19 protein-coding genes are annotated in these 23,843 nt (G+C 69.9%); 9 read left to right on the top strand and 10 right to left on the bottom strand.

Annotation, left to right across the window (positions count from 1 at the left end):
* Positions 1-29 precede the first annotated feature (29 nt).
* Entirely contained in the window at positions 30-1,127 is a 1,098-nt protein-coding gene (locus tag QWU11_RS35170; protein WP_290118824.1) for an acyltransferase family protein, read from the bottom strand.
* Positions 1,111-1,377, bottom strand: a complete 267-nt coding sequence (locus tag QWU11_RS35165) for a GlsB/YeaQ/YmgE family stress response membrane protein (protein WP_290118823.1) — start codon at positions 1,375-1,377, stop codon at positions 1,111-1,113. Before QWU11_RS35165 ends, QWU11_RS35170 begins: the two co-directional genes overlap by 17 nt.
* Positions 1,378-1,530: 153 nt before the next feature.
* Between QWU11_RS35165 and QWU11_RS35160 the strand changes: the two genes are divergently transcribed.
* On the top strand, positions 1,531-2,439 hold the full coding sequence (locus tag QWU11_RS35160; RefSeq protein WP_290118822.1) for an NAD-dependent epimerase/dehydratase family protein: 909 nt from the start codon (positions 1,531-1,533) through the stop codon (positions 2,437-2,439).
* Positions 2,436-3,194, top strand: coding sequence for a glycosyltransferase family 2 protein (locus QWU11_RS35155; protein WP_290118821.1), 759 nt, complete (start codon positions 2,436-2,438; stop codon positions 3,192-3,194). Before QWU11_RS35160 ends, QWU11_RS35155 begins: the two co-directional genes overlap by 4 nt.
* 456 nt (positions 3,195-3,650) lie before the next feature.
* Here QWU11_RS35155 and QWU11_RS35150 read toward each other — a convergent pair whose 3' ends face one another.
* The gene (locus QWU11_RS35150; protein WP_290118820.1) at positions 3,651-4,523 is read right to left on the bottom strand and encodes a helix-turn-helix transcriptional regulator; all 873 of its coding nucleotides are present in this window, start codon (positions 4,521-4,523) and stop codon (positions 3,651-3,653) included.
* A gap of 1,030 nt (positions 4,524-5,553) precedes the next feature.
* Here QWU11_RS35150 and QWU11_RS35145 point away from each other — a divergent pair.
* Entirely contained in the window at positions 5,554-6,657 is a 1,104-nt protein-coding gene (locus QWU11_RS35145) for a cyclic nucleotide-binding domain-containing protein (RefSeq protein ID WP_290118819.1), read from the top strand.
* On the opposite strand, the gene QWU11_RS35140 is transcribed toward QWU11_RS35145, so the two are convergent.
* Complete coding sequence (locus tag QWU11_RS35140; RefSeq protein WP_290118818.1) at positions 6,554-7,870, bottom strand: hypothetical protein; 1,317 nt, start codon at positions 7,868-7,870, stop codon at positions 6,554-6,556. The two genes, QWU11_RS35145 and QWU11_RS35140, sit on opposite strands and share 104 nt — an antisense overlap.
* Positions 7,867-8,331, bottom strand: coding sequence for a GtrA family protein (locus tag QWU11_RS35135; RefSeq protein ID WP_290118817.1), 465 nt, complete (start codon positions 8,329-8,331; stop codon positions 7,867-7,869). Before QWU11_RS35135 ends, QWU11_RS35140 begins: the two co-directional genes overlap by 4 nt.
* A 181-nt stretch (positions 8,332-8,512) precedes the next feature.
* On the opposite strand from QWU11_RS35135, the gene QWU11_RS35130 reads away from it, so the two are divergent.
* Positions 8,513-9,679, top strand: coding sequence for an NAD-dependent epimerase/dehydratase family protein (locus QWU11_RS35130; RefSeq protein WP_290118816.1), 1,167 nt, complete (start codon positions 8,513-8,515; stop codon positions 9,677-9,679).
* Between the two features lie 6 nt (positions 9,680-9,685).
* Here QWU11_RS35130 and QWU11_RS35125 read toward each other — a convergent pair whose 3' ends face one another.
* The 5 genes from QWU11_RS35125 to QWU11_RS35105 form a co-directional block, all read right to left on the bottom strand.
* Positions 9,686-10,456 carry a hypothetical protein gene (locus tag QWU11_RS35125; RefSeq protein WP_290118815.1) on the bottom strand — a complete coding sequence of 257 codons (771 nt, stop codon included), beginning with the start codon at positions 10,454-10,456 and terminating at the stop codon, positions 9,686-9,688.
* Positions 10,457-10,460: 4 nt separating this feature from the next.
* On the bottom strand, positions 10,461-13,838 hold the full coding sequence (locus tag QWU11_RS35120) for a pyruvate carboxylase (RefSeq protein ID WP_290118814.1): 3,378 nt from the start codon (positions 13,836-13,838) through the stop codon (positions 10,461-10,463).
* An 86-nt stretch (positions 13,839-13,924) separates the two neighbouring features.
* Positions 13,925-14,782 carry a hypothetical protein gene (locus tag QWU11_RS35115; RefSeq protein WP_290118813.1) on the bottom strand — a complete coding sequence of 286 codons (858 nt, stop codon included), beginning with the start codon at positions 14,780-14,782 and terminating at the stop codon, positions 13,925-13,927.
* Positions 14,783-15,030: 248 nt separating this feature from the next.
* Positions 15,031-16,263 carry a helix-turn-helix domain-containing protein gene (locus QWU11_RS35110; protein WP_290118812.1) on the bottom strand — a complete coding sequence of 411 codons (1,233 nt, stop codon included), beginning with the start codon at positions 16,261-16,263 and terminating at the stop codon, positions 15,031-15,033.
* 305 nt (positions 16,264-16,568) lie between these two features.
* Positions 16,569-17,786, bottom strand: coding sequence for a PucR family transcriptional regulator (locus QWU11_RS35105; RefSeq protein WP_290118811.1), 1,218 nt, complete (start codon positions 17,784-17,786; stop codon positions 16,569-16,571).
* 505 nt (positions 17,787-18,291) lie between these two features.
* Between QWU11_RS35105 and QWU11_RS35100 the strand changes: the two genes are divergently transcribed.
* The 5 genes from QWU11_RS35100 (at position 18,292) to QWU11_RS35080 (ending at position 23,840) form a co-directional block, all read left to right on the top strand.
* The gene (locus tag QWU11_RS35100; protein ID WP_290118810.1) at positions 18,292-18,951 is read left to right on the top strand and encodes a hypothetical protein; all 660 of its coding nucleotides are present in this window, start codon (positions 18,292-18,294) and stop codon (positions 18,949-18,951) included.
* Between the two features lie 318 nt (positions 18,952-19,269).
* The gene (locus QWU11_RS35095; protein WP_290118809.1) at positions 19,270-20,706 is read left to right on the top strand and encodes a DUF6801 domain-containing protein; all 1,437 of its coding nucleotides are present in this window, start codon (positions 19,270-19,272) and stop codon (positions 20,704-20,706) included.
* A 179-nt stretch (positions 20,707-20,885) separates the two neighbouring features.
* Entirely contained in the window at positions 20,886-21,821 is a 936-nt protein-coding gene (locus QWU11_RS35090) for a hypothetical protein (RefSeq protein WP_290118808.1), read from the top strand.
* A 271-nt stretch (positions 21,822-22,092) separates the two neighbouring features.
* Positions 22,093-23,055 (top strand): ATP-binding cassette domain-containing protein, encoded by a 963-nt coding sequence (locus QWU11_RS35085; RefSeq protein WP_290118807.1) that lies wholly within the window; start codon positions 22,093-22,095, stop codon positions 23,053-23,055.
* An 86-nt stretch (positions 23,056-23,141) separates the two neighbouring features.
* Entirely contained in the window at positions 23,142-23,840 is a 699-nt protein-coding gene (locus QWU11_RS35080) for an ABC transporter permease (protein ID WP_354670928.1), read from the top strand.
* Positions 23,841-23,843: the final 3 nt, after the last annotated feature.

Raw genomic sequence — 23,843 nt, 5'->3', positions numbered from 1 at the left:
GGGCAGGAATGCCGCTTTCCGGCGGAGGCTCAGGGCTTGAACAGCCAGCCGAGGCGGGGCTCCACCGCCCAGTGGAACGCCAAGCGTACCGGGGTGGTCATCAGGGCCACCGCGAGCGCGACGCAGCCGAGCGTCAGCGCCGGCACCTCCCAGCCGGAGATCCGGTAGTACCAGTCCTGGTAGGACAGGAACAGCGTCACGAAGCCGTGCAGCAGGTAGGCGTACATCGAGGCCGCGCCGAGCCCGCTGAACCACGTGCGCCGGGCGGGGACCACCGCCAGGAAGGCCGTGGTCAGCACCACCGCCGCGGCCAGGGCCAGGACGCGGAAGCCGACCCCGGACGGCGCGCCGACGCCGAGCTGGGCGAAGCTGCGCCGCCAGTGCACCCATTCCGGGTCGACGAAGGTCTCCAGCCCGTACGCGGCGATCAGCCCGGCCACCAGGACGACGGCGCCCGCGACACGGGCGGCCGGCCTCCGCAGCAGCGCGAAGTGGCGCGGACTCAGGACCAGGCCGGCGACGAAGAACGGCAGGAACGACAGCACCTGGACCACGTCCAGCATGCGCGGAAGCGTGACGAAACCGGCGAAGAGCCAGATGAGGACGGCCAGCGCCGCCGCCGCCGGCAGGCGCAGTTGCTGCCACAGCGGCACCGACAGCCGCCAGGCCAGCAGCGCCGGCAGGAACCAGGTCAGGTAGTACGGCTCCAGCGGGTCCCAGGTCATGTGACGGCCCGCGAGCAGTTCGGTGTAGACGACGTAGGTGACGCTGAAGATCACGTATGGGACCACGATCGCGGCCACGAGCTTGCGGGTCCGGTCTCGCGAGCGGCTGAAACCGCGGGAGAAATATCCGCACATGACGATGAAGACCGGCAGGTGGAACGCGTAGATGAACGACTGCGCCGCCCCCAGCGCCCGTCCGCCGACGGCGGCGCTCCGCAGCGGCTCCCAGGCGTGGCCGACCACCACGAGCGCGACGGCCAGGAACTTCGCGTTGTCGAAGTAGGGGTCGCGCTCCGGAACCGAGCGAGCGCCGGGCTCCGACGTGGAGTCGGCGCCCGGCGCGGGCCCGGAGCCGGGATCGGGCTCCGGGCCGTCAGCGGCCTGTTTACCTTCTTCTGCCATAGAGGCCCGCCGCGAGCGAGACTCCGACTCCGGCGACGACCACCTGGATGAGCAGTTCGATCCAGTCGATGCCCTTGGTGTCGGCCACGTCGAGGGCGCCCGCGATGGCGGTACCGATGAGCGCGGCGACGATACCGATGACGATCGTCAGCCAGATCGGAATGCTCTGGCGGCCCGGCACGACGAGGCGGCCAAGTACGCCGATGATGAGACCAATGATGATCGCCATGACGATCCCGGTGACATGCATATCGCGAACTCCTGTTCGTTTGTACCGATGCGCCCCTCTCTTGCCCTCCAGATCCGTTGTTAAGCCAAACGAATGTCTCGATCAGGTCGCGGCGAGCGGTTCGGATACCGTTGCTGCGATCCGGGGGTGGAGCGAGTGACGGAGGAGGACCGCGTGCGGGGAACACGGACGCTGGTGACCGGGGGCTCGGGGTTCATCGGCAGCCGCCTGGTGCGTGCGTTGCTGGATGAGGGCGCGACGGTCACCGTGGCCGACCACCGGGAGTTTCCGGACCCGCGGGTGCGGACCGTGGCCGGTGACCTCACCGATCCCACCGTACGTGACGCCGCCGTCACCGGCGAGACCGAGGTGATCGTTCATCTCGCCGCGGTGACCTCGGTGCTGCGGTCCATGGACGATCCGGTCGGTACACACCGGATGAACGTCGAGGTCACGGCCGGCCTCCTCGAACTCGCCCGCCGCCACGGCACCGGGCGTTTCCTCCTCGCCTCCACCAACGCGGTGACCGGTGACGTCGACGCGCGGCCCATCGGCGAGGACGTCCCGCTGCGGCCGCTGACGCCGTACGGCTCGACCAAGGCGGCGGCGGAGATGCTGCTCAGCGGCTACTCCGCGAGCTACGGGCTGACCGGGGCGGCACTGCGGTTCGCCAACGTGTACGGGCCCGGCATGGCGCACAAGGACAGCTTCGTCCCGCGGCTGATGCGGGCCGCCGCCGAGGGCCGCGGCGTGCAGATCTACGGCGACGGCACCCAGCTGCGCGACTACGTGCACGTGGACGACGTGGTGCAGGCGATCCTGCTCGCGCTGCGCACCGGGCACGGCGGCCCGCTGGTCGTCGGCTCCGGCCGGTCGAAGTCGGTGAACGACCTGGTGGAGGCGGCCCGTACGGTCACCGGCGCGCCGATCCCGGTCTCCCACGTGCCCGCCGAACCGGGCGAGATGCCGGCCGTCGTCCTGGACATCTCCGCCGCCCGCGCGCTCGGCTACTCCCCCCGGCACACGCTCGCCTCGGGGCTCGCCACCGCGTGGCCGGAGTTCGCGCCGGGGACGGTCCGATGAACGTGGACGAGCGGGCGCGGCAGGAGTTCACCGCCGAGTACGGCACGTCGCTGGCCCCGGTCGCCGTGATCATGGCGGCCTACCGTGAGGAGGGCAGCATCGGCGACGTCGTCGGCGCGATCCCGGCCACGCTGTGCGGGCTCCCGGCGTGCACGATCGTGGTCGTGGACGGTTCGGACGACGACACGGCGGCCGTCGCGCGCAAGCACGGCGCCCTGGTCTGCGACGTGCCGGTCAACCGGGGGCAGGGCGCGGCACTACGGCTCGGCTACTCCCTGGCGCGCGCGACGGGCGCGTCCTACATCGTCACCATCGACGCCGACGGGCAGTACGACCCGGCCGAGATCCCGGCGGTCCTCTCCCCCGTCGTACGGGGCGAGGCCGACTTCGTCACCGGTTCGCGGCGGCTCGGGCACCAGGAGACCGACGACCTCGTCCGCCATCTGGGTGTCCGTGTGTTCGCGTGGGTGATGAGCCGGCTGAGCGGGCAGCGGGTCACCGACACGTCCTTCGGCCTGCGCGCGATGCGCGCCGGGATCACCGGCGAGGTCCGGCTGCGCCAGCCGCAGTACCAGTCGGCCGAACTCCTCATCGGCGTCATCGCCCGCGGTCACCGGGTGCTGGAGGTGCCGGGCTCGATGCTGCGCCGTACGGCCGGGGAGAGCAAGAAGGGCCACAACGTGCTGTACGGCTGGCGCTACACCCGCGTGGTCGCGGGCACCTGGTGGCGCGAGCGCCCCCACCGAGCGTCCTGACCTATCTGGTCAAGAAACATTATGCGTTGACTGACAGAACGCTACCGATCCTCCGTTCAGAGAAACGCACTAACTCTCAGGCGACTGAGCCTCCGGCCCGAAGTCCTCACGCGGGGAACCGGCCGGGGCAGGTCGTTCGTACCGCGCGACCTGCACACAGTCGGCACTTTCCCCGGAGAAAGTGCTCTTACGCCAGGTGATCGCGAGATACCAGTTCGACTGAACAGCCATCCGACGAGCCTCCATTCGCCGCAGCCACCACGCGAGGTCTTCGGCGAAGAACTACGCGGTTGCCCGGGGAAACACCTCAGTCGGGATATTTCCCCGAACATGAGTGTAACGGCTGGGCTTTAGCCGACCCACAGATGATCACAAGATCACGTTGATCACCGGGCCGGCCTGGGCCGTCGGAGGTTTTCGATCAGCCGGAAAATGCAAATGACGACAGGCGATAAATCATGACATCTCCTCCGCCACGGAGCGGACGAACTCCAACGACTCCTCGTCGGAGAGCGCCTCTTCGCCGAGCATGGACTCGAAGGCGTCGGCGCACTCCACGATCTGCGGGTCCTCGCCGGTCACGAGATTCTCCGACTCTCCCCGCCGCTCGAGGTGGAGGACGTCCGGGAGGTCTCCGTCGAACTCCAGCAGCGTGAACGAACCCAGCATCCCCATGTGCGCGCCGGCACTGAAAGGGATCACCCGGAAGCTGACGCGCTCGTCCCGCTCCACGACGTCGACGACGTGCCGCAGCTGATCGGGCATGACCGACGGATCCTTCTTGATCCCGACATGCCGCCGGATCGCCGCCTCGTCGACGACGTAGTACTGGCGCGGAGGGTTGGCGCGCTTGGCGAGCTCGACCTGGCGTTCCATGCGCAGCTTGACCACCGGGGCGACCCGCATGGGGTCCACGCTGCCAGAGGTGAGCACCTCGGCGTACTCCAGCGTCTGGAGCAGGCCGGGAATGACCGCCCCCTGAAACTGGCGGACGAACGCCGCCCCGGCCTCGTACCCGACGAAACTCAGGTACGGCACGGAGATCTCGCCTCTGTACTTGGACCACCAGGCCGCCTCGCGTGCACCTCGGTTGAGCGTGTGAAGGCGTTCGCGCTGGTCCGCCGAGGTGACCTCGTAGTGCGTGAGCAGCGCGTCAAGGTCGGTTTTTGTGATCGCACTGCGTCCGCCCTCGACCCGGATCAGCTTCGACGGGGACCACTCCAGCTCTCTCGCGACCATCTCCTGGGTCAGCCGCTTCTCCTTGCGTAGACGCGTCAGATCACTACGGAGTAGGGCACTCTGGACGACTGGTCCCTGGTCGGTGGCCATGATAATTCCTTACACTCCGTAGTCAAAGCGGTCAAGATGATTCCCAGCGAAATGCGTCATGGCATTCTAGTGGATACCATCGGTCCACAGAACAGCCCTCGCCGGGGCGTCGGCGCGTTCGGCGAGCCCTGCCCGACAGGTCGCAGGTGGACAGGTGGCCGACGGCCGGTTCCCCCTGTGCTCGCTCGCGTAAAACATCTAATGTGCAAGGTGTCATAGTGCACCATCTCGTGCTAGCACGTTACGAAGTACCATGTTAGGCTCAAATATTCCTGACCGAGAGTCACCGAAGCCGGGGTGGGGCGGCAAGACGGGGCGGCGCTCTCTTCGGTCAGCGCCTAACTGATTAAAAGCCGTACCGAAATGCGGGAGGCCGTGACGATCGGCACGAGGAAAAGACACTCGCACAACAAAAAACGAGGTCGCCCGACCTTCCCCGGTCACTCGGTCACCAGCCACATGGACCGCGGAAGAAGGGGCGACCCCATCCAGACCGCAGGACGACTAATCCAGGATCTTGCCGCAATGGCGACGGACACTCGGAAGAGTGCTTCTCGCCGGCACGGCTGCGTGCGACGTACGAAAGCGCGGTAACTCGCTCCACGTCTACGCTGACCAGGAAAAACGTCCTGACGGACTCCCCCAAGTCTAGCCGCGAACAGGGTGCGCACCAAGGGGCTATTACCTTTGGACATCCGCGATCACTGAGACCTGCAATAACGCCGTAGATCGGCGTCCGACGCCGCGGCTCGACACGTTTCGAACACTCAGGGGATAAGCGATGCCTAGGCATTACTCCGTTCGAACCAGCAGTAACACTGTCGGCGAAACTTTCGACGCACTGTCTCAGGGGCGTCAGTCGATATTCTCAGCCATCCCGCGTTTTACCGTCGAGCGAAAGCACCGCCCGGGACCGGCCGCCCGGCCGGTTTCCCCGGCCACCACTCTGGGTGGCCTGCTGATCGTCACCGGCGCGCTGCTCGGATGCTGCATCCTGGCGGGTGTCGCCGGCCTGGCCATCGCCGCCGCCGTGATCATCGCCGCCTGCGCCGCCCATGCCGTCGTACGGCTGACGCCGTTCGAGAGCCCGCGCGACGAGGGCACGCCGCCGTCCACCACCACGTCCTTCTGGTCCTCGCTCGACGAGGCCGAGAAGGAGGCGTTCGTGTCGATGGCGCGCGAACGCAGCTTCGCCCGGGGAGCGACTCTGTTCCGCGAGGGGGAGACGGCCGACCACGTCATCCTGATCCGGTCGGGCTGGACCAAGATCTGCGTCGGCGCGGGGCGCGCGAAGTGGCTCATCGCCGAGCGCGGGCCCGGACAGCTGGTCGGCGAGCGTGCGGCGCTGCAGGTGAACCTGCGCTCCGCGAGCGTGATCGCGCTGGAGACCGTACGGGCCTACGTCGTTCGGACCGAGGACTTCGCCGAGTTCGTCGGCGCCTACCCTCGCGTCCTCGACATCGTGGAGGGCCAGGTCTACGAACGGCTCACCACGCCGCAGCACGTTCCGCACCCCGAGCGGCGGGCGCACGAGGGTCCGGCCGGAGCGGGCGGCGAGTCGTTCAACGGGGAGAACTGCACCATCGTCTTCACCGACGTCGCGGGGTTCGGCGCCGAGGTGCGCAACGACGAGGACCGCCGGATCGTCCGGCGGGAGCTGTTCGACATGACCCGCGCCGCGTTCGAGGACGCGGGGATCTCGTGGGAGTCCTGCCACTGGGAGGACCGCGGGGACGGCCTGCTGATCATCGTGCCGCCCCGCATCCCCACGACGGCCGTCCTGGACGGCCTGCCCGGCCGACTCGCCGTGGCGCTGAGGCGCCACAACCGCCGGTCGAGCGAGCCCGTACGTATCCAGCTCCGGCTCGCCGTCCACGTCGGACCGGTGGTCACGGACGTCATGGGGCTCTCCGGTGAGGCGATCATCTGCGCGGCACGGCTGCTCGACGCCCCGGTCCTGAAGCGCACTCTCGCCGAGACGGCGGCGAACCTGGGGGTCATCGTCTCCACGTTCGTCTGGGAGAGCGTCGTCAAGCACGGTGACGCGGACGGATTCCGCCGGGTCCGGGTCGAGGTGAAGGAGTCCAGGCTCGACGCGTGGATGTGTCTGACCGGCCGGGCGCTGACCTCGTGAGAGGAGGCCCGCCGCGGTCCTCGGACCGCGGCGGGCCGCACTCCCCGGACGCGGGCGCGCGGCGGGACCACGGCAGTGCCCAGAGGATCAGGAGGACGACCACGGCCGAGGAGCAGGACCACCAGGCGTGCACGTCGACCCAGCCGTCGTGGCTCAGGCGCATCATGTGGAGGTAGCCGAAGGCGGCCCACAGGCTCATCGCCACCATCGCGGGCCAGGCGCGCCTGGTCGGGCGGGCGATGAGGTACGGCAGTGCCCAGACGAGGTACTGACTGCCGAACCGCGCGGTGACCAGCAAGAACGCCATGAGCAGGGCCATCGTCAGGTCGGCGGGTTCGGCGCGCCGCCACACGTAGCCGGCGGCGAGCAGGCCGAGGACCAGCAGCACGGTGCCGGCCTTGGCGAGCGCCGGGGAGAGGGCCTCGGCGCCGCCGGTGAACCACGGAGTCCAGCCCCAGTCGCCGACGACCGGGCGGGTGGAGAGCAGCTCCTTGGCGGCCGGCGTCAGGAACCGCGGGCTCTCGCCGACGACCAGCGGTGTGGTCAGGAAGAACACGGCGGGGACGGCGACGGCCGGCACCAGCGCGGCGAGCCGGCGGCGGGCCGTGCCGAGCGCGACCAGCACGCCGGGGGCCAGGAGCACGGGCCAGCTCCCCGCCGTGACGGCCAGGCCGAGCAGCAGCCCGGCCGCTCCGGGGCGGTGCCGTCGTGCGGCCAGGAGCGCGGCCACGCCGAAGGCCAGCGCGACCGGCTCGATCTGGCCGTGGATGCCGCTGATCATCAGGGCGAGCGGCGCGCAGGCGTACTGGAAGCGGCGCAGCGCCCGCCGCTCGGGCGCGAGCCGCCCCACCAGTGGGACGAGCACGAGGTCGGCCGTGACCGTGACCAGCCGGCCCATGACGCCCCAGGAGACGCCGAGCAGCTCGCCCAGGCGCAGCGCCCCGGCGAAAAGGTAGGCCATCAGTGGCAGGAAGTGCCAGCCGCCCTCGCGGATGCTCAGCACCGGATCGTGCCCGGTGAGGATGTTCTCCGCGGTCTGCCGGAAGTCGTGGGCGAAGTCGTAGGGCTGTGCCGGGTCGCCGGCCGTCAGCAGGACCAGGGCGAGGCGCAGGACGGCGCCGGTCAGCAGCGCCGTCCTCGCGGACGGTGCCCAGTCGCGCCGTTCGGCGACGACGGCCAGGACCAGGGCGGCGAGGAGGACGAGACCGGTCACGAGTGGTCTCGCGTCGGCCGCCGATCAGTGAAGATCACGAAGTGGAACAGCAGGAACTTGGCGACGAAGAGGAACCCGTACGTGGCGAGGTAGGCCGCGCCGACCAGGGCGGTCGCGACGGTGTGGTCGTCGCTGAGCCGCGGCGCGAGCGCCCCGGCCTCGTGCGTCGCCCAGATCGACAGCAGCAGGCCGGCCACGGCGGTGCCCCAGTACGGCAGGAGCTCCCGGCCGGGGTGGGCGCGCCCGCGGCGCCGCCAGGCCCAGTTACGGTTGAGGAAGTAGTTGACGATCGCGCCGCCGAGCCAGGCCGCCGCCGCCGCGAGCCGCGCGCCGCCGAGGTGCAGGCCGTACACGAGAAGAAGAGTGACCTCACTGACGATCATCGCGAGGACCGACCCGACGAAGTATCGGGCCAGGGTCCGGCCCAGCGGGCCGCGCATCGCATCGGTCGGTGAACGCATCGTCGGTCCAGGTTAGGGGCAGTGAGCACCCGTGGCAGTCTCGCTCAGCCATCACGGCGAAACCTCTCAGGATGCCTGGAGGTCCGGGTGGTGTGGTGGGCGAACGCGAGTTCAACCATGGCCGGACGTGCGAAAAAGCGTGTCCGGAGGCCAACGAGCCGGGCAGACAGGTAGATGACGCATGCGGATCCTCGTCCTTGGCGGTGACGGCTACCTCGGCTGGCCGACCGCGCTCCATCTCTCCCAGCGCGGTCACGAGGTCGCGGTCGCCGACAACTTCGTCCGGCGCCAGTACGACCTGGAGATGGGCGTGGACAGCCTCGTGCCCATCGAGTCGCTGCAGACCCGCGCCGAGGTCTGGCACTCGGTGACCGGCAAGACGATCGAGGTCCACGTCGGCGACCTGACCGACGCCGACTTCACGTACGGGACGCTCCGCGCGTTCCGCCCCGACACGGTCGTGCACTTCGCCGAGCAGCGCGCGGCGCCGTACTCCATGATCGACCGCAAGCACGCGGTGTACACCCAGGTCAACAACGTGACCGGGACACTGAACCTCCTCTACGCCATCGCCGAGATCGACCGGGACATCCACCTGGTCAAGCTCGGCACGATGGGCGAGTACGGCACGCCGAACATCGACATCGAGGAGGGGTGGCTGGAGGTGGAGCACAACGGCCGCCGGGACCGCGTGCTCTACCCCAAGCGGCCGGGCTCCTTCTACCACCTGTCCAAGGTGCACGACAGCCACAACATCGAGTTCGCCTGCCGGATCTGGGGCCTGCGGGCGACCGACCTCAACCAGGGCGTGGTGTACGGGCAGCAGACGCCGGAGACGGTGCTGGACGACCGGCTCGCCACGCGGTTCGACTACGACGCGGTGTTCGGCACGGTCCTCAACCGCTTCGTCATCCAGGCGGTGCTCGGGCACCCGCTGACGGTCTACGGGACCGGCGGGCAGACGCGCGGCATCCTGGACATCCGGGACACCGTACGGTGTGTGCAACTGGCCTGTGAGAACCCGGCCGCGGCCGGGGAGTTCCGGGTCTTCAACCAGATGACGCAGTCGCTGTCGGTCCGCCGGATCGCCGAGACGGTCGCCGAATGCTTTCCGAACGACGTCGAGATCACCCGCCTCGACAACCCGCGGGTCGAGCGCGAGGAGCACTACTACAACGTCACCCACACCGGCCTGGTCGACCTCGGGCTCGTACCCCACCTGCTGTCGGACACCTTGATCACCTCCCTGTTCGACGTCGCCAAGCGGCACGCGCACCGCGTCCGGCCGCGGGCCCTGAGCCCCAGGGTCCACTGGCGCCAGAGCACGAGCCCGGTCCAGCAGAGCTGACCGCCGCTACTTGAAGATGTTCACCGCGCGGGAGATGACCAGGGCGACCGCCACGATCGAGACCGCCGACTGGCAGAGCATCAGCATCTTCGCCCAGCGGCGGAGCGGCATCACGTCCGTGGGGCTGAACGCGGTCGCGTTGGTGAACGACAGGTACAGGTAGTCGAGGAAGGCGGGTTCCCAGTTCGGCGGTGAGAGCTCGGGCGCGGTCATCTGGGTGAACAGGAAGTCCGGATAGGGATTGCCGCCCTTGGCGCGGGCGGCCGGGCCACCGCGGTCCAGCTCCCAGTACCAGAGGGCGAACGTGATGACGTTCGTCCCCCAGATCGTCGCGCCGGTGGCCAACAGCGTGCCCGCGCTGTTCCCGGCGCTGCCGTCGACCAGGTGCCGTACGAGCAGGACCGCCGAGATCGCGTTGCCCAGGCTGATCACGGCGATCATGCTCAGGCTGGTGCTCCGCAGCAGCCTCGACTCCCGGGTGATCCGTACCGGGTTCGCCGCGAACAGCCCGATCAGCAGCGCGACCTCCAACGCGGGCAGCAGCAGGTGCGGCCGGAGGGCGAACTCGCTGGGCAGCACGACCTGCAGCGCGATCGCCGCCAGCACCGCCAGCGACACCGTGAGCCGCTGCTCGCCCTCCGTCGGGCGCAGCCAGGCCGGCAGATGCGTCTCTTCGAACTCGACCGGCAGCCGTGCGTCCGCCGCCAGGACGCGTTCGAGCCGCGTCACCTGGCGGCGGAGCCGCTCGGTGAGATCGAGGTGCTCGTCACCGGTCACGGCGTCAGCGGATCTCGATCAGCAGGTCGCCGCCCTCGACCTGCTGGACCGAGCCGATGGCCAGGCGGGTGACCGTCCCGTCGCGCTGGGCGGTGATGGAGGCCTCCATCTTCATCGCCTCGATCGTGGCGACCGTCTGACCCGCCGACACCGCCGCGCCCTCCTCCACCTGGAGCGTCACGACGCCGGCGAACGGGGCCGCGACGTGGCGGTCGTTGCCGCGCTCGGCCTTCTCGGCGGCCTTGACGTCCGTGGCGACCGACTCGTCGCGTACGCGGACCGGGCGGAGCTGGCCGTTGAGGGTGGTCAGCACCGAGCGGTAGCCGCGTTCGTCGGCCTCCGAGATGGCCTCGAGCTCGATCAGCAGCGAGACGCCGTGTTCGAGGGTCACCGTGTGCTCGGTCTCGGGTTCGAGGCCGTAGAAGAAGTCCTTGGTCGACAGGACCGACGTGTCGCCGTACGTCTCGCGGCGGACGGCGAACTCACGGGCCGGGCCGGGGAACAGCAGGCGGTTCAGCGTGGCGCGGCGCGACGAGGCCAGGCCCTCGCGGTCCTCCGCGGTCAGCGACGCGACCTCGGCCTCCGGCGACCGGCCCTCCAGCGCCCGCGTACGGAACGGCTCCGGCCAGCCGCCGGGCGGGACGCCCAGCTCGCCGCGCAGGAAGCCGATCACCGAGTCCGGCACGTCGAACTTGCCCGGGTCGGACTCGAAGTCGGCGGCCGAGACGCCCGCGCCGACGAGGTGCAGCGCCAGGTCGCCGACGACCTTGGACGACGGCGTGACCTTCACCAGGCGGCCGAGCATGCGGTCGGCGGCGGCGTAGCAGTCCTCGATCAGCTCGAACCGGTCCCCCAGGCCGAGCGCGATGGCCTGCTGGCGCAGGTTCGACAGCTGGCCGCCCGGGATCTCGTGGTGGTAGACGCGCCCGGTCGGCGACGCCAGGCCCGACTCGAACGGCGCGTAGACCTTCCGGACGGCCTCCCAGTACGGCTCCAGGTCGCCGACGGCCTGCAGCGACAGGCCCGTGGCCCGGTCGGTGTGGTCGGTCGCGGCGACCAGCGCGGACAGAGACGGCTGCGACGTCGTCCCGGCCATCGACGCCACCGCCGCGTCGACCGCGTCGACGCCCGCGTAGATGGCGGCGATCAGCGTGGCGAGCTGCCCCCCGGCCGTGTCGTGGGTGTGCAGGTGCACCGGCAGGTCGAACCGCGCGCGCAGCGCGGTCACGAGCGTACGGGCGGCCGGCGGGCGCAGCAGGCCGGCCATGTCCTTGATCGCCAGGACGTGGGCGCCGGCCTCGACGATCTCCTCGGCGAGCCGCAGGTAGTAGTCGAGCGTGTAGAGCGTCTCGGCGGGGTCGGACAGGTCGCCCGTGTAGCAGAGCGCGACCTCGGCGACCGCGGTCCCGGTGGCGCGTACGGCGTCGATGGCCGGGCGCATCTGCGACACGTCGTTCAGCGCGTCGAAGATGCGGAAGATGTCCATCCCGGTGGCCGCGGCCTCGGCGACGAACGCGTCGGTGACCTCCGTGGGGTACGGGGTGTAGCCGACGGTGTTGCGGCCGCGCAGCAGCATCTGCGTGCAGATGTTCGGCACCGCCTCGCGCAGCGCCGCCAGGCGCTCCCACGGGTCTTCGGCGAGGAACCGCAGCGCCACGTCGTACGTCGCGCCGCCCCAGCACTCCAGGCTCAGCAGCTGCGGCGCCGTACGCGCGACGTGGGGCGCGACCGCGGTCAGGTCGCGCGTGCGCACGCGGGTGGCCAGCAGCGACTGGTGCGCGTCGCGGAACGTCGTGTCGGTGACGGCGACGGACTCGCGGGCGCGCAGGTCGGCGGCGAACCCCTCCGGCCCGAGGGCGGCGAGGCGCTGCCGCGAACCTTCCGCCGGCGTCTCACCGAGGTTCACGGCGGGCAGCTTGTCGACGGGTTCGACGACCACGGGCCGCGGCCCGTGCGGCCGGTTGACCGTCGTCTCGGCGAGGAAGCGCAGGACACGGCTGCCCCGGTCGGCCGAGGGACGGGCGTGCACGAGGTCCGGGCGCTCGTCGATGAAGCTCGTCGTGATCCGGCCGGCGCGGAAGTCGGGGTCGTCGAGCACCGCGCCGAGGAAGGGCAGGTTGGTGGCCACGCCGCGGATGCGGAACTCGGCGATCGCGCGCCTCGCCCGGCGCGCGGCGTTGGTGAAGTCGTGCCCGTGGCAGGTGAGCTTGACGAGCATCGAGTCGAAGTGCGCCGACACCTCGGCGCCGGTGTGCACGGTGCCGCCGTCGAGGCGCACGCCCGGCCCGCCCGGCGAGCGGTACGCCGAGATGGTGCCCGTGTCGGGGCGGAAGCCGTTGGCCGGGTCCTCGGTCGTGATGCGGCACTGCATCGCCGCGCCGGTCAGGGTGATGACGTCCTGGGTCAGGCGCAGCTCCGGCAGCGTGCGCCCGGCGGCGATACGCAGCTGCGCGATCACCAGGTCGCGGTCGGTGACCTGCTCGGTCACCGTGTGCTCGACCTGGATGCGGGGGTTCATCTCGATGAAGACGTGGTTGCCGCGCTCGTCGACGAGGAACTCCACCGTGCCCGCGTTGACGTAGCCGATGTGCCGGGCGAACGCCACGGCGTCCGCGCAGATCCGATCCCGCAGGTCCGGGTCGAGGTTGGGGGCGGGCGCGATCTCGATGACCTTCTGGTGCCGCCGCTGCATCGAGCAGTCGCGCTCGTACAGGTGGACGACGTTGCCCTCGGCGTCGGCGAGGATCTGCACCTCGATGTGGCGCGGGTTCACCACGGCCTGCTCCAGGAAGACCGTCGCGTCGCCGAACGCCGACTCCGCCTCGCGCATCGCGGCGTCGATCGACTCGCGCAGGTCGCCTGGCTCGGCCACCCGCCGCATGCCGCGTCCGCCGCCTCCGGCGACGGCCTTGACGAACACCGGGAACCCGATGTCGCCGGCGGCGGCGAGCAGCGCGTCGACGTCCGTCGTCGGCTCGGAGGACTTCAGCACCGGGAGGCCGGCCTCGCGCGCCGCGGCGACCGCCCGCGCCTTGTTGCCGGTCAGGTGCAGCACCGAGGCCGGCGGCCCGATGAAGGTGATGCCCGCCTCCGCGCAGGCGGTCGCCAGGCCGGGGTTCTCCGACAGGAAGCCGTAGCCGGGGTAGATCGCGTCGGCGCCGGCCGTACGGGCGGCCTTGACCACCTCGTCAACCGACAGGTAGGCGCGTACGGGACGGCCCGGCTCGCCGATCTGGTACGACTCGTCCGCCTTCGCGCGGTGCAGCGAGTTGCGGTCCTCATAGGGGTAGACGGCGACGGTGGAAATGCCGAGCTCGAACGCCGCGCGAAACGCCCGGATCGCGATCTCACCACGGTTGGCCACCAAGACCTTGCCGAACATCGAGCTCCTCAGGTGGTCGTAATCCGCATCACGTCATGGCATCACCGATTATCCACGGACGCGCGCGGTCACCACGCGGCGGAGACCTACGAGCGGCGGGGTCCGCGTCGTCCGGCCGGGCGGACCGGGACCCGGCGGCGGTTGATCCGGAGCTGGGTCAGGAGCAGCGAGATGCCGACGAGGAGCGCGGCCAGCCAGGCCACCTGTGTCCAGAGCAGCCGGTAGGAGATCGGGTCGAGGCCGAGCGGCGAGGTCCGCGTACGGAGCGAGACCGGGCGTACGGCCGGGAGTTCGTCCGGCGCGACGGCGGGCTGCTGGCTGATCAGCGGGAGCTGCGCCTGGGGCGGGCCGCCGCCCACGGCCGCGCCCGAGCCGGGCAGGCCCGGGATCTGCAGGGACGGGGCCAGGGGTACACCGCCCGCTGCGGCCGCCGCCTCCGCCGCGGCGTCGGCCGCCGACGAGGACACGGTGATCTTGCCGGTGTCGGACCGGGCACCGGCCCGGTCGGCGCTCAGCGAGGCGGTCACCGTGACCGAGCCTGCGCCATGGCTCGCGGGGATGTGGACCACGCTCGTCGCGGAGCGCTCCCCCGCGCTGAGGTCGCCCAGCGAGACGGGACCGCCGACGCTCGCGCTCGACGCCGAGAACCGCACCACCGCGTGGTGCGCGACCGCCCGCAGCGCCCGTACGTGGGCCGTGGCCGTCACCGATCCGCCGGGAGCGGCCCTGCCCGGCGACAGCACCAGCCGGAGCGACAGGGACGGCGCCGACTGCGGCGGCGCCGGCGATGACCGGGGTGGCGGGGGCGTGTCCGGGGGCGGGGTGTCCGGCGGCGGGTCGCTCGGCGGGTCGCCGGCCGGGGCCGAGTTCGACGGGTCGGGCGAGGGATCGTCGCCGGCCGTCGGCGACGGATCGGCGGCCAGGGCCGCCGACGGAAGCGCCACCGGCCCCAAAGTGAGAAGCGTCGCCGTGCCGAGTGCGACAAAGATCGGCTTTCTGTTCGATCTGGACAGCACTCGGTGACCTCCGCATTCCGTACCGCCATTCCTTTCCGGCGGGTACGGATCATGCGAACACGGAAAGCGGCGTCCGATCAAGCAGGGCGCGCAGCGCTATCACCGGTTGCGCAATTCGCGGTGTACCAGGTGTCCCGAATTAGCGTGTCGAATGAATTTCGTGGCCGCGAGAGCCGTCACCGCCGTCCGGAGCGGCCGTCCGGTTCGTCGTAGGCGCCGGGCGACGGCGTCTGTTCGCGCAGCCACAGAGCGCGCAGGGCCACCTCGATCGCGAAGCGCGTGTCCGCGTCGGCGAGGTCGTCGCCGAGGGCGTGCTCGATCTGCCGCATCCGGTAGCGCACGGTCTGCGGGTGCACGCCCAGCTCCTCACCGACCTGCGCGGCGGTGCCACGCGTGCGCAGCCACACGCGCAGGGTCTCGATGAGCCGCTCGCGCTGCCGCTTGGTCAGGTGGTCCACGCAGGCGAGCTGCCGGCGCGCCATCTGGTCGATCAGCGGCGCGTCCGCGAACAGCCAGAGGGTCTCCAGGTGGTTCGCGCAGAGGGTCAGCGGGCCGTCGTCGATGACCTCCTCGTGCACCAGGCCGAGCGCCTGCCGGGCCCAGCGCAGCGAGTCGGGCGCGCGGTCCAGCGCGACGGTCAGCCCGGCCGCGGCCTTGGACTCGGCCACCGCGAGCTCGAGCATCGCGCGGCGGTCGGCCGTCAGCGGGCCGGGCACCAGGAGATAGGGGTCGGTGCCGTCGAGGTCGGTCAGCAGATCATCGTCCAGCAGCGTGCGGACGATCGGCGCGCTCGGCCGCAGCACGACCACGGTGACCTGGTCCGGAAGCACCCAGCGGACCGACGCGGCGTGCTCGGCGAGCAGGTCGCGCGGTGCCCCGTCCACGATCAGCCGCAGGAGCCTGCGGTGGCCGGCCTGCAGCTCGTCGTCGAGCTGCCTCTTGGCCTCCAGATAGCCCCGTACCGACGATGACGCCAGCTCCTCCATGTAGGCGAACAGGGCGTCCGCCAGCACCGAGACGGTCGCCGGGGCGAGGTCGTGCCGCTGGTGCAGGGCCATCACCCGGCGCCAGCCCGTCTGCGCGCCGATCCGGTAGGCGGACTGCAGGGTGTCGAGCTGACGGCCCTCGTACGCCTCGAAGCGGCCGAGCTTGTAACAGATGTCGTCCAGCGGCGCGCTCGGCGAGCTGAGCCACTCGACGAATCCGGCGAGGGCGCGCTCGACCCCGGAGCGAAGCGTCCGGCCGTACGGGCCGTCGATGGGGCGGGCGTAGTCCGGAATGGTGTCGCGGATCTCACCCACGATCTCGTCCACGAGGCTGGGCAGCTCTCGCCGCATGATCGCCATCAGCCGCTCGGCCAGCTCGGGTCGCGACCTGTTCAGGCCGTCCGGTTCGAGCGTTCGAGGCATGCGTCTACCTCCCACCGCCACCGTCGGAGCCGGTGCGTCGCTGGGCGGGGTCGCCCTTATTCATATCGGCCGTCAGGTGGCGCTTCGCCGGTGACCTCGGGCCACGCGCGGAACACTGAGCGGGGGACCCCTGTGTCTGCCGCGAGGACCGTGATCTAGGACAACGTGACCGTAGAGCAGAGAACAGTGTCCGGCAAGGATTTACGCCTATTGCCCGACCCCTCAACACGTTCCGTAAGTGGTCGTATGCTCATTTCGATTTCGGACAGCACGACATTGTTTTTGTGATCCGATGATAAAAGCACTTATGACGCCTGTGAGGACCTTCCGGTACGTCCGCCTCCCGGGCGCGCCGCACGATCTCGCAACCGTTGCGCCCGCAGCACGAGCTCCAGGCCGAACCTCGACTCCGGGTCGGTGAACCGCTCGCCCAGGCTCTCCTTGAGCTGGTTCAGGCGGTAGCGCACGGTCTGCGGGTGCACGTGCAGCCGGTTCCCGACCTCGGCCGCGGTACTCCAGCTCTCGAGCCACACCCGGAGCGTCTCGGTCAGCGCCTTCTGCTTGGCGGCCGGCATCTCCGCGAGCTGGGCGAGCCGCTGCCGCGCGAGCTCGTCGATCAGCTGCGGGTCCGACATCAGCCATAACGTCAGCAGATGGTCCTCGCAGAGCGTCAGCCGGGTGTCGGCGACGATGCCCTCGGCGATCAGGTCGAGGGCGCGCTCGGCCCAGCGGAACGAGTCCGCGACCTCCTCCAACGGCACGGTGACCCCGACGACGATCCGCTCGCGGGGCACCGCGGCCTCGATCATCGAGCGCCGCGCCGCGGTGAACCGGCCGGGCAGCAGCAGCCGGGGGCCGGGACCGTCGAGGTCGGCGAGGACGTCGTCGGACAGCGCCGTACGGACGAGGCGCACGCCGGGGCGCACGACCACCGGGGTCACCTCCGCGGGCACCGTCCAGTCGGCGCGCCCGGCGAGTTCGGTGATCGCCTGCCGTGGTGCGGCCGGGCGTTCCAGGATCAGCCGCAGGAGGCGAAGGCGCAGCTCGGCGAGTTCTTCCGGCGAGTGCGCGCTGGCCTCCAGGTAGCCCTCCACGGAGATCGAGGCGAGCTCGTCCATGTACTCCAGCTGCGCCTCGGCCAGCCCGGCGACGATCTCGGACGGGAGCTCATGACGGGCGCAGATGTTCGTGGTCCGGTGCCAGGCGACCCTGAAGGCCACGCGGAACGCCGCCTGCAGCGCGTTGAGGTTCCGGTCGTGGTGCGCCTCGTTCTGCCCGAGCAGGCGGTAGACGTCGATCAGCCGGCGTGACGACGCGGACGGCTCGGCGATGCGGTCGACGAAGGTGACGATCGCCTGCTCGACGGCGGGCCGCATGACCGGCCCGGACTCGCACTGACACGGCGTCGCGTACTCCGGGACGGCCTCGCTGATCTCGGCGCAGATCTCACCGGCGAGCCCGTCCATCTCGGACCGCAGCAGGCCGGCGAGCTCCCGCCTTCCCGTCTCCTGTTCGAGCCACACCGTCGCTCTTCTCCCTCTGCCCGGCCGGCGGAACGTGATCTGGAACATAGTGAGGCTAACCAGGACGAGCGAGGTTCACACCGCCCGGCGACGACATTTACCCTCTGCACTTGCCCGGCGACATCTCGTGATGCGTGTGACCGTTCTCCCATGTCAAAGGCCATAAAGGCGAGCGCCTTAATCACTTTTCGATAAAGACGGACTCGCCTTTTCGCACACAATGATAACTCGCCGGAAATGTCAATTTCGCTCTTGCTTCGACCGTAACGCCCGCTTAACCTACTCGCAGGTAGTAAACAGTTCCCCGATACCTTAGCACATAAAGATCATCTTCCGCGATCGTTCGATCGCCGCAGACACCGACACCCTTACCGAAATCCCGCTGGCCGCATGCGGGTCTAAGGAGGCTGCCCTTGGAACATCGCCGGACCCATCAATTTGAAGACCATTTCCGCCGGCCGGCTTTACCGCGCACACCGGCCGCAGTCCGTGGAGGAAGAAAGACATGCGTAAACTCGTGGGAAGCTCGGTCCTCGTCGGTGCCGCCGCCGTCGGCGCGATCGTGCTCAGCTCCCAGGCGGCCTTCGCGGCCGGCTGGACCGTCAGCAACTCCAACGCCAGCGGATCCTTCACCGTGGGGCTGAAGTCGGGCACGACCGTCACGTTCAAGGACGTGACCACCAACCAGACCTTCACCTGCAGCGCCTCGACGATCAACGGCACCGCGCCCTCGGGCAGCGGCCTCGCCAACCCCGTCGCCAACATCGGCAGCGGCACGTTCAGCACCTGCACCGGCCCGCTGAGCAGCACCGGGACCGCCTCCATCACCTCGGGCGGCCTCAACGCCGTGTCGTACAACGCGACCACCGGCACGGTCAGCGGCAACATCAGCGGCATCAACGCCACCCTCACGATCAAGAGCATCCTGGGGACCTGCAACGGGACCGTCGCGGGCAACGTCGGCACGGCCAACAACGACACGTTCGCGAACTCCACCGGGACGCTCACCGTCCCCGCGGACGCCGCCCCGCAGCAGCTGAAGATCACCGGCACCACCGGCACCTGCCTGGGCCTGATCAAGGCCAACGACCTCGTCACCTTCGCGGCCACCTATGTGGTCAGCAGCCCCACTCCCCCCGGCCTCAGCATCACGCCCACCCCGTGATCTGACGACCAGCCGCCGAAGCCGGCCGGGTGAACCCCCGGCCGGCTTTCGCGTTCGGACTCAGCATCGGACAATGGGCCGGCCGGGTTTTATAACGCGGTGACAAAAGTGCGGCGCCGGATTGCGCTTAGGACACGACCGCTTGCCCCTCCCACGACACCACAACTACGCTACTCGCCAGTAGAAAACTGCGAGGCGATCTGTCATTCCGGGGCCGACGACTTTTGGATGTGGTCTTCCGATGCTCGGCCTTCACCGCGGGGAAAGGGTTCCGCCGCAGGCTTCGGCATCGCCGACTCGCACGACGGGTGAACGTGGATGAGCATCATGCGCTGGACGCCTCGCACAATCGCACGGGTCGCCGCCGCCGGCGTGGTCCTGATCGCGGTGAGCCTGATCTCCGGCGCCGAGTCCTCCGCCGGTCAGTCCTCGGCCGGTGAGGCCCCGGCCGGCGCGCAGGCCATAGACGCCGCCCTGGCCTACACCTGCCCGTTTCCCGCCGGCGCCCGCCAGGTCACCGTCAAGGTCGCGGGCACCTTTCCCTCCGCCCGCGCGGTCGGCGACCGCCTCTGGCCCCGCCACGTCACGATGACGCCGACCCTGTCGCGCGCCGCGCTCGCCGACCTCACCGGGCTGGACGCGACGTCGGTCACCGCGTCGGCGCGGATGACCGTCACCGTGGCGCAGAAGGGCACCTCCTCCACCAGCGTCTGGTCGAGCCGGACCCCGTCCACGCCGATCCCCGGTTCCGGGGACCTGCCCCTGCCCGGGCCCGCCATGGTGTCGCCGGTCACGGCCGAGGCGACCGGCTCGGCGGCCTTCATCGCGGGCCCCCTCACGTTCGTCCTCACGCCGCACAAGGCGGACGGCGGTGCGACGAACCCGCCGAGCATCCCGCTCAACTGCAGGATCGGACTCGGCCCCGGCGCGATCCTGGCGCACGTGCCGGTCGCCGGGCCGTCCGGCTCCGCCGCCCGCTCTCCCGGCGCGGGCGCCGCCACGGCCCTCCCCCGCACGGCCCGGCAGCCGCTGGACGACGATCCGTGCCTCCTCGTGGAGGACCTCGATCCGGTGCCCGGCGAGGCGTACATGGCGGGCTACTCGAACGTCAAGAAGCTCGACGGCGCGACCCGGCTCGGCGTGGAGAACGGGGAGACCACCGGCCACGTCCTGCTGGAGCTCGCCTACCGCGTCATTCTCAACCTCTGCGCCACCGACAGCAGCTTCGACGTGCTGAGCCGGGGGCTGCTCGACTACCACGGACGGCATCAGCTGCCGCCCACGCAGGCCACCTTCCTGACCTTCGGCTTCATGCCGACCACCGCGACGATGGAGCTGACCGAACCCGAGGGCACCGACGTCGAGGTCGACAGCCACTCGTTCTTCGACGGCACCGATTTCCACGAGGAATCGACGGTCACGTCCCCCTTCTGGGTTCGCATTCACGATGTGCTGGTCAATGGGAAACCGCTCGAGGTGGGCCCGCACTGCCAGACCGTCACACCGGTGGCGGTCACGTTGACCGGAAAGTCCCCGGAGTACACCGTGAACACCGGCGGGCCACTGACCGGCTACGCCACGTTCCCGGCGTTCGGCGGCTGCGGAGTGGGTGAGGATCTCGATCCTCTCTTCACCGCGTCGATCTCCGGTCCGGGCAACTTCATGAAGCTGATCCAGGGCGTTCCCTGCACCCGCCCGCCGGACCAGGACCCCGTCAACTGCGACCCGATCGACCGGCCGCGGCCCCAGCCATGACCGGCATGCTCGCCCGCCGATGAATTCGGCCAGGGAAATTGTCATCCGGTGGCAATAGATTCCGTGCCGGAAGAGCTTCTATTGCCCTTCTCGGCGGGCAAAGTTACCGTACGCGCCAGTAGTGAAATCGGGGGCGGAATTTCGGACCGTCGGTCCGGCCTGGAGAAAGGGACCGAGAAATGAGTCCTTCCCGTAAGCGGGCACGCCTCGTGGCCGCCGGTGCGGTCACCGCACTCGCGACGACGCTCATCCCCGCCGGTTCGGCGTCGGCGGCGACCCTGAAAGGCTCGTGGGCGCCGTTCACGCGCTGCCCGGTGGACGATCCGGCGATGCTGGCCGCGGACGGCGTCTCGGCCACGGACACGTGCCTGGCCTCGCACTCGTCCAGCGGCTCGATCAAGCTGGGCACGACCACCGCGACCACCGGCGCCACCGACCTGCAGGCCGGGGTGCTCTCCGCGTCGACGCTGTCGCTGGTCACGCCCTCCGGGGGCGCTCTCGTGGCCGACCCCGTGAAGATCCCCGGCGGCCTGCTCGGGCTGATGTGCCCGAGCAAGGTGCCGGTGATCACGCAGATCTGCCGGTCCATCAGCGACAACACGCTCAACAACGTCATCGCCACCATCCAGCCGGCCGGCACTCCGTCGGACTTCGACCTGGCCGCCGGGCTCGGCAGCGGCGACCCGATCATCACGCTGCCGGTCAAGATCCACCTGCAGAACCCGTTCCTCGCCTCCACCTGCACGATCGGCTCGAACTCGCACCCGATCCTGCTGAAGCCGAGGAACCTGGCCGTGCCGGCGACGGACTTCGCCCGGTTCGACGGAGACGGGACCCCCGACGCCGACAACGGCGACCTGCTCAGGATCGACACCGGCGGGGCGTCTCAGGGCGATGACTCCTTCGCCGTGCCCGGCGCGACCGGCTGCGGCGGCCTCGGCCTGCTCGACGCCGCGGTCAACCTCAAGACCGGGCTCCCCTCGGCCGCGGGCAACAACAAACTGGTGCTGAACAGCCCGTCGACCTATCTCGGCGGCCTGTACGACCCGACCTCATTCGCGCCCGGCGCCGGGCGGCGGCTGGCCGCCTTCTGGCACTCCGCCGCGAAGTCATAGCCGGTAGGAGCGGTCACGTCCGCCGCCGTACTCATCGGCGGACAAAACCGGAAGCCTTGGTTGTCAATCGATGACAAGACATTTCGTGCGACCTCGGCAATGACACGGAATGTCTTGCTCATCGCTGTTGACGATAAGTATGATACCCGCCAGTAGCAAAGGTAGCGCCCGAACCAATCCGGCGGACCGGAATATGGTCCGGCGCAAATATTCGGGCTCTTCATATCCGGGGGCCGAAGTTGGGAAACATTCCGATGGTTGGCTCTGCGTAATGGGAATTGAAGTCGTGGTCGAAGGACTGACGAAGTCCTTCGGCAAGCAGACCATCTGGCAGGACGTGACGCTCACACTTCCGGCCGGCGAGGTCAGCGTGATGCTGGGGCCCTCGGGTACCGGGAAGACGGTCTTCCTCAAATCGCTCATCGGCCTGCTCAAGCCGGAGCGAGGACGGGTCCTCATCGACGGCGTCGACATGGTCAGCAGCCCCGAGCGGAAACTGCACGAGATCCGCAAGCTGTTCGGCATCGTGTTCCAGGACGGCGCGCTGTTCGGCTCCCTCAACCTGTTCGAGAACATCGCGTTCCCCCTGCGGGAGCACACGAACAAGAACGAGCCGGAGATCCGGCGCATCGTGCTGGAGAAGATGGATCTGGTGGGGCTCGCCGGCACCGAGGGCAAGCTCCCCGGTGAGATCTCCGGCGGCATGCGCAAGCGCGCGGGCCTGGCACGGGCGCTCGTGCTCGACCCGCAGATCATCCTCTGCGACGAGCCGGACTCCGGCCTGGACCCCGTCCGTACGGCCTACCTGTCCCAGCTGCTGATCGACCTGAACGCGCGGATCGACGCGACCATCCTCATCGTCACGCACAACATCCAGGTCGCCTCGACCGTGCCGGACAACATCGGCATGCTGTTCCTCCGCAAGCTGGTCACCTTCGGCCCGCGCGAGGTCCTGCTGACGAGCGAGGAGCCGGTCGTCGCGCAGTTCCTGCAGGGCCGCAAGCACGGCCCGATCGGCATGTCCGAGGAGAAGGACCAGGCCACCATCGCGCTCGAGGCGGCCGACTTCGACGACGAGGGCCTGCCGCCGATCGTGCCCCAGCTCAAGCCGAGCCCCGGCCTGCCCCCGCGTCAGGCGGTCGAGCGCCGCCGGGCCCGCGTCATGGGCATGCTGCACGAGCTGCCGTACGCCGCGCAGCAGGCGATCCTCCAAAGCATCCGGGAGCGCCGGTGACGACCCCGGCGACGAACGTCCCCGGAACCGCGGCGCTCCGTGAGACCGGCAGGCTCTTCGCGCTCGCCGCGGCCGTGCTCGCCGCGATGTTCCGGCGCCCGTTCCAGGGCCGGGAGCTGGTCGAGCAGTTCTGGTTCATCGCCAGCGTGACGATCCTGCCGACCGCGCTCGTGTCCGTGCCGTTCGGCGCGGTGATCGCGCTGCAGGTCGGCTCGCTCACCCAGCAGCTCGGCGCGCAGTCCTTCACCGGCGCGGCCAGCGTTCTCGCCGTCATCCAGCAGGCCAGCCCGCTGATCGTGGCGCTGCTGATCGCCGGCGCGGGCGGCTCGGCGATCTGCGCCGACATCGGCTCCCGTACGATCCGCGAAGAGATCGACGCGATGGTCGTGATGGGCGTCTCGCCCATCCAGCGGCTGGTCGCCCCCCGGGTGCTCGCGGCCATGCTCGTCGCCGTCTTCCTCAACGGCCTGGTCTCGGTCGTCGGCGTGCTCGGCGGCTACTTCTTCAACGTGATCATGCAGGGCGGCACCCCCGGCGCCTACCTCGCCAGCTTCTCCGCCCTCGCCCACCTGCCGGACCTGTACATCAGCGAGTTCAAGGCGCTGCTCTTCGGCTTCATCGCCGGCGCGGTCGCCGCGCACCGCGGGCTCAACCCGCGCGGCGGCCCCAAGGGCGTCGGCGACGCGGTCAACCAGTCGGTCGTCATCGCCTTCCTGCTGCTGTTCTTCGTGAACCTCGTGCTCACGGCCATCTACCTGCAGGTCGTCCCCCCGAAGGGAAGCTGAGCC

Origin of the sequence: Actinomadura sp. DC4 (assembly GCF_030406325.1) — a bacterium.
Taxonomy (GTDB): domain Bacteria; phylum Actinomycetota; class Actinomycetes; order Streptosporangiales; family Streptosporangiaceae; genus Actinoallomurus.
The sequence above is the reverse complement of the archived record's forward strand: the minus strand, read 5'-3'. Positions and strand labels throughout refer to the sequence as shown.

Bases quoted from the DNA above. Each gene is read 5' to 3' on its own strand.
- QWU11_RS35170 (WP_290118824.1), bottom strand. From the start codon at position 1,127: ATGGCAGAAGAAGGTAAACAGGCCGCTGACGGCCCGGAGCCCGATCCC.
- QWU11_RS35165 (WP_290118823.1), bottom strand. From the start codon at position 1,377: ATGCATGTCACCGGGATCGTCATGGCGATCATCATTGGTCTCATCATC.
- QWU11_RS35155 (WP_290118821.1), top strand. From the start codon at position 2,436: ATGAACGTGGACGAGCGGGCGCGGCAGGAGTTCACCGCCGAGTACGGC.
- QWU11_RS35150 (WP_290118820.1), bottom strand. From the start codon at position 4,523: ATGGCCACCGACCAGGGACCAGTCGTCCAGAGTGCCCTACTCCGTAGT.
- QWU11_RS35135 (WP_290118817.1), bottom strand. From the start codon at position 8,331: ATGCGTTCACCGACCGATGCGATGCGCGGCCCGCTGGGCCGGACCCTG.
- QWU11_RS35130 (WP_290118816.1), top strand. From the start codon at position 8,513: ATGCGGATCCTCGTCCTTGGCGGTGACGGCTACCTCGGCTGGCCGACC.
- QWU11_RS35120 (WP_290118814.1), bottom strand. From the start codon at position 13,838: ATGTTCGGCAAGGTCTTGGTGGCCAACCGTGGTGAGATCGCGATCCGG.
- QWU11_RS35110 (WP_290118812.1), bottom strand. From the start codon at position 16,263: ATGCCTCGAACGCTCGAACCGGACGGCCTGAACAGGTCGCGACCCGAG.
- QWU11_RS35100 (WP_290118810.1), top strand. From the start codon at position 18,292: ATGCGTAAACTCGTGGGAAGCTCGGTCCTCGTCGGTGCCGCCGCCGTC.
- QWU11_RS35095 (WP_290118809.1), top strand. From the start codon at position 19,270: ATGAGCATCATGCGCTGGACGCCTCGCACAATCGCACGGGTCGCCGCC.
- QWU11_RS35090 (WP_290118808.1), top strand. From the start codon at position 20,886: ATGAGTCCTTCCCGTAAGCGGGCACGCCTCGTGGCCGCCGGTGCGGTC.
- QWU11_RS35085 (WP_290118807.1), top strand. From the start codon at position 22,093: ATGGGAATTGAAGTCGTGGTCGAAGGACTGACGAAGTCCTTCGGCAAG.
- QWU11_RS35080 (WP_354670928.1), top strand. From the start codon at position 23,142: ATGTTCCGGCGCCCGTTCCAGGGCCGGGAGCTGGTCGAGCAGTTCTGG.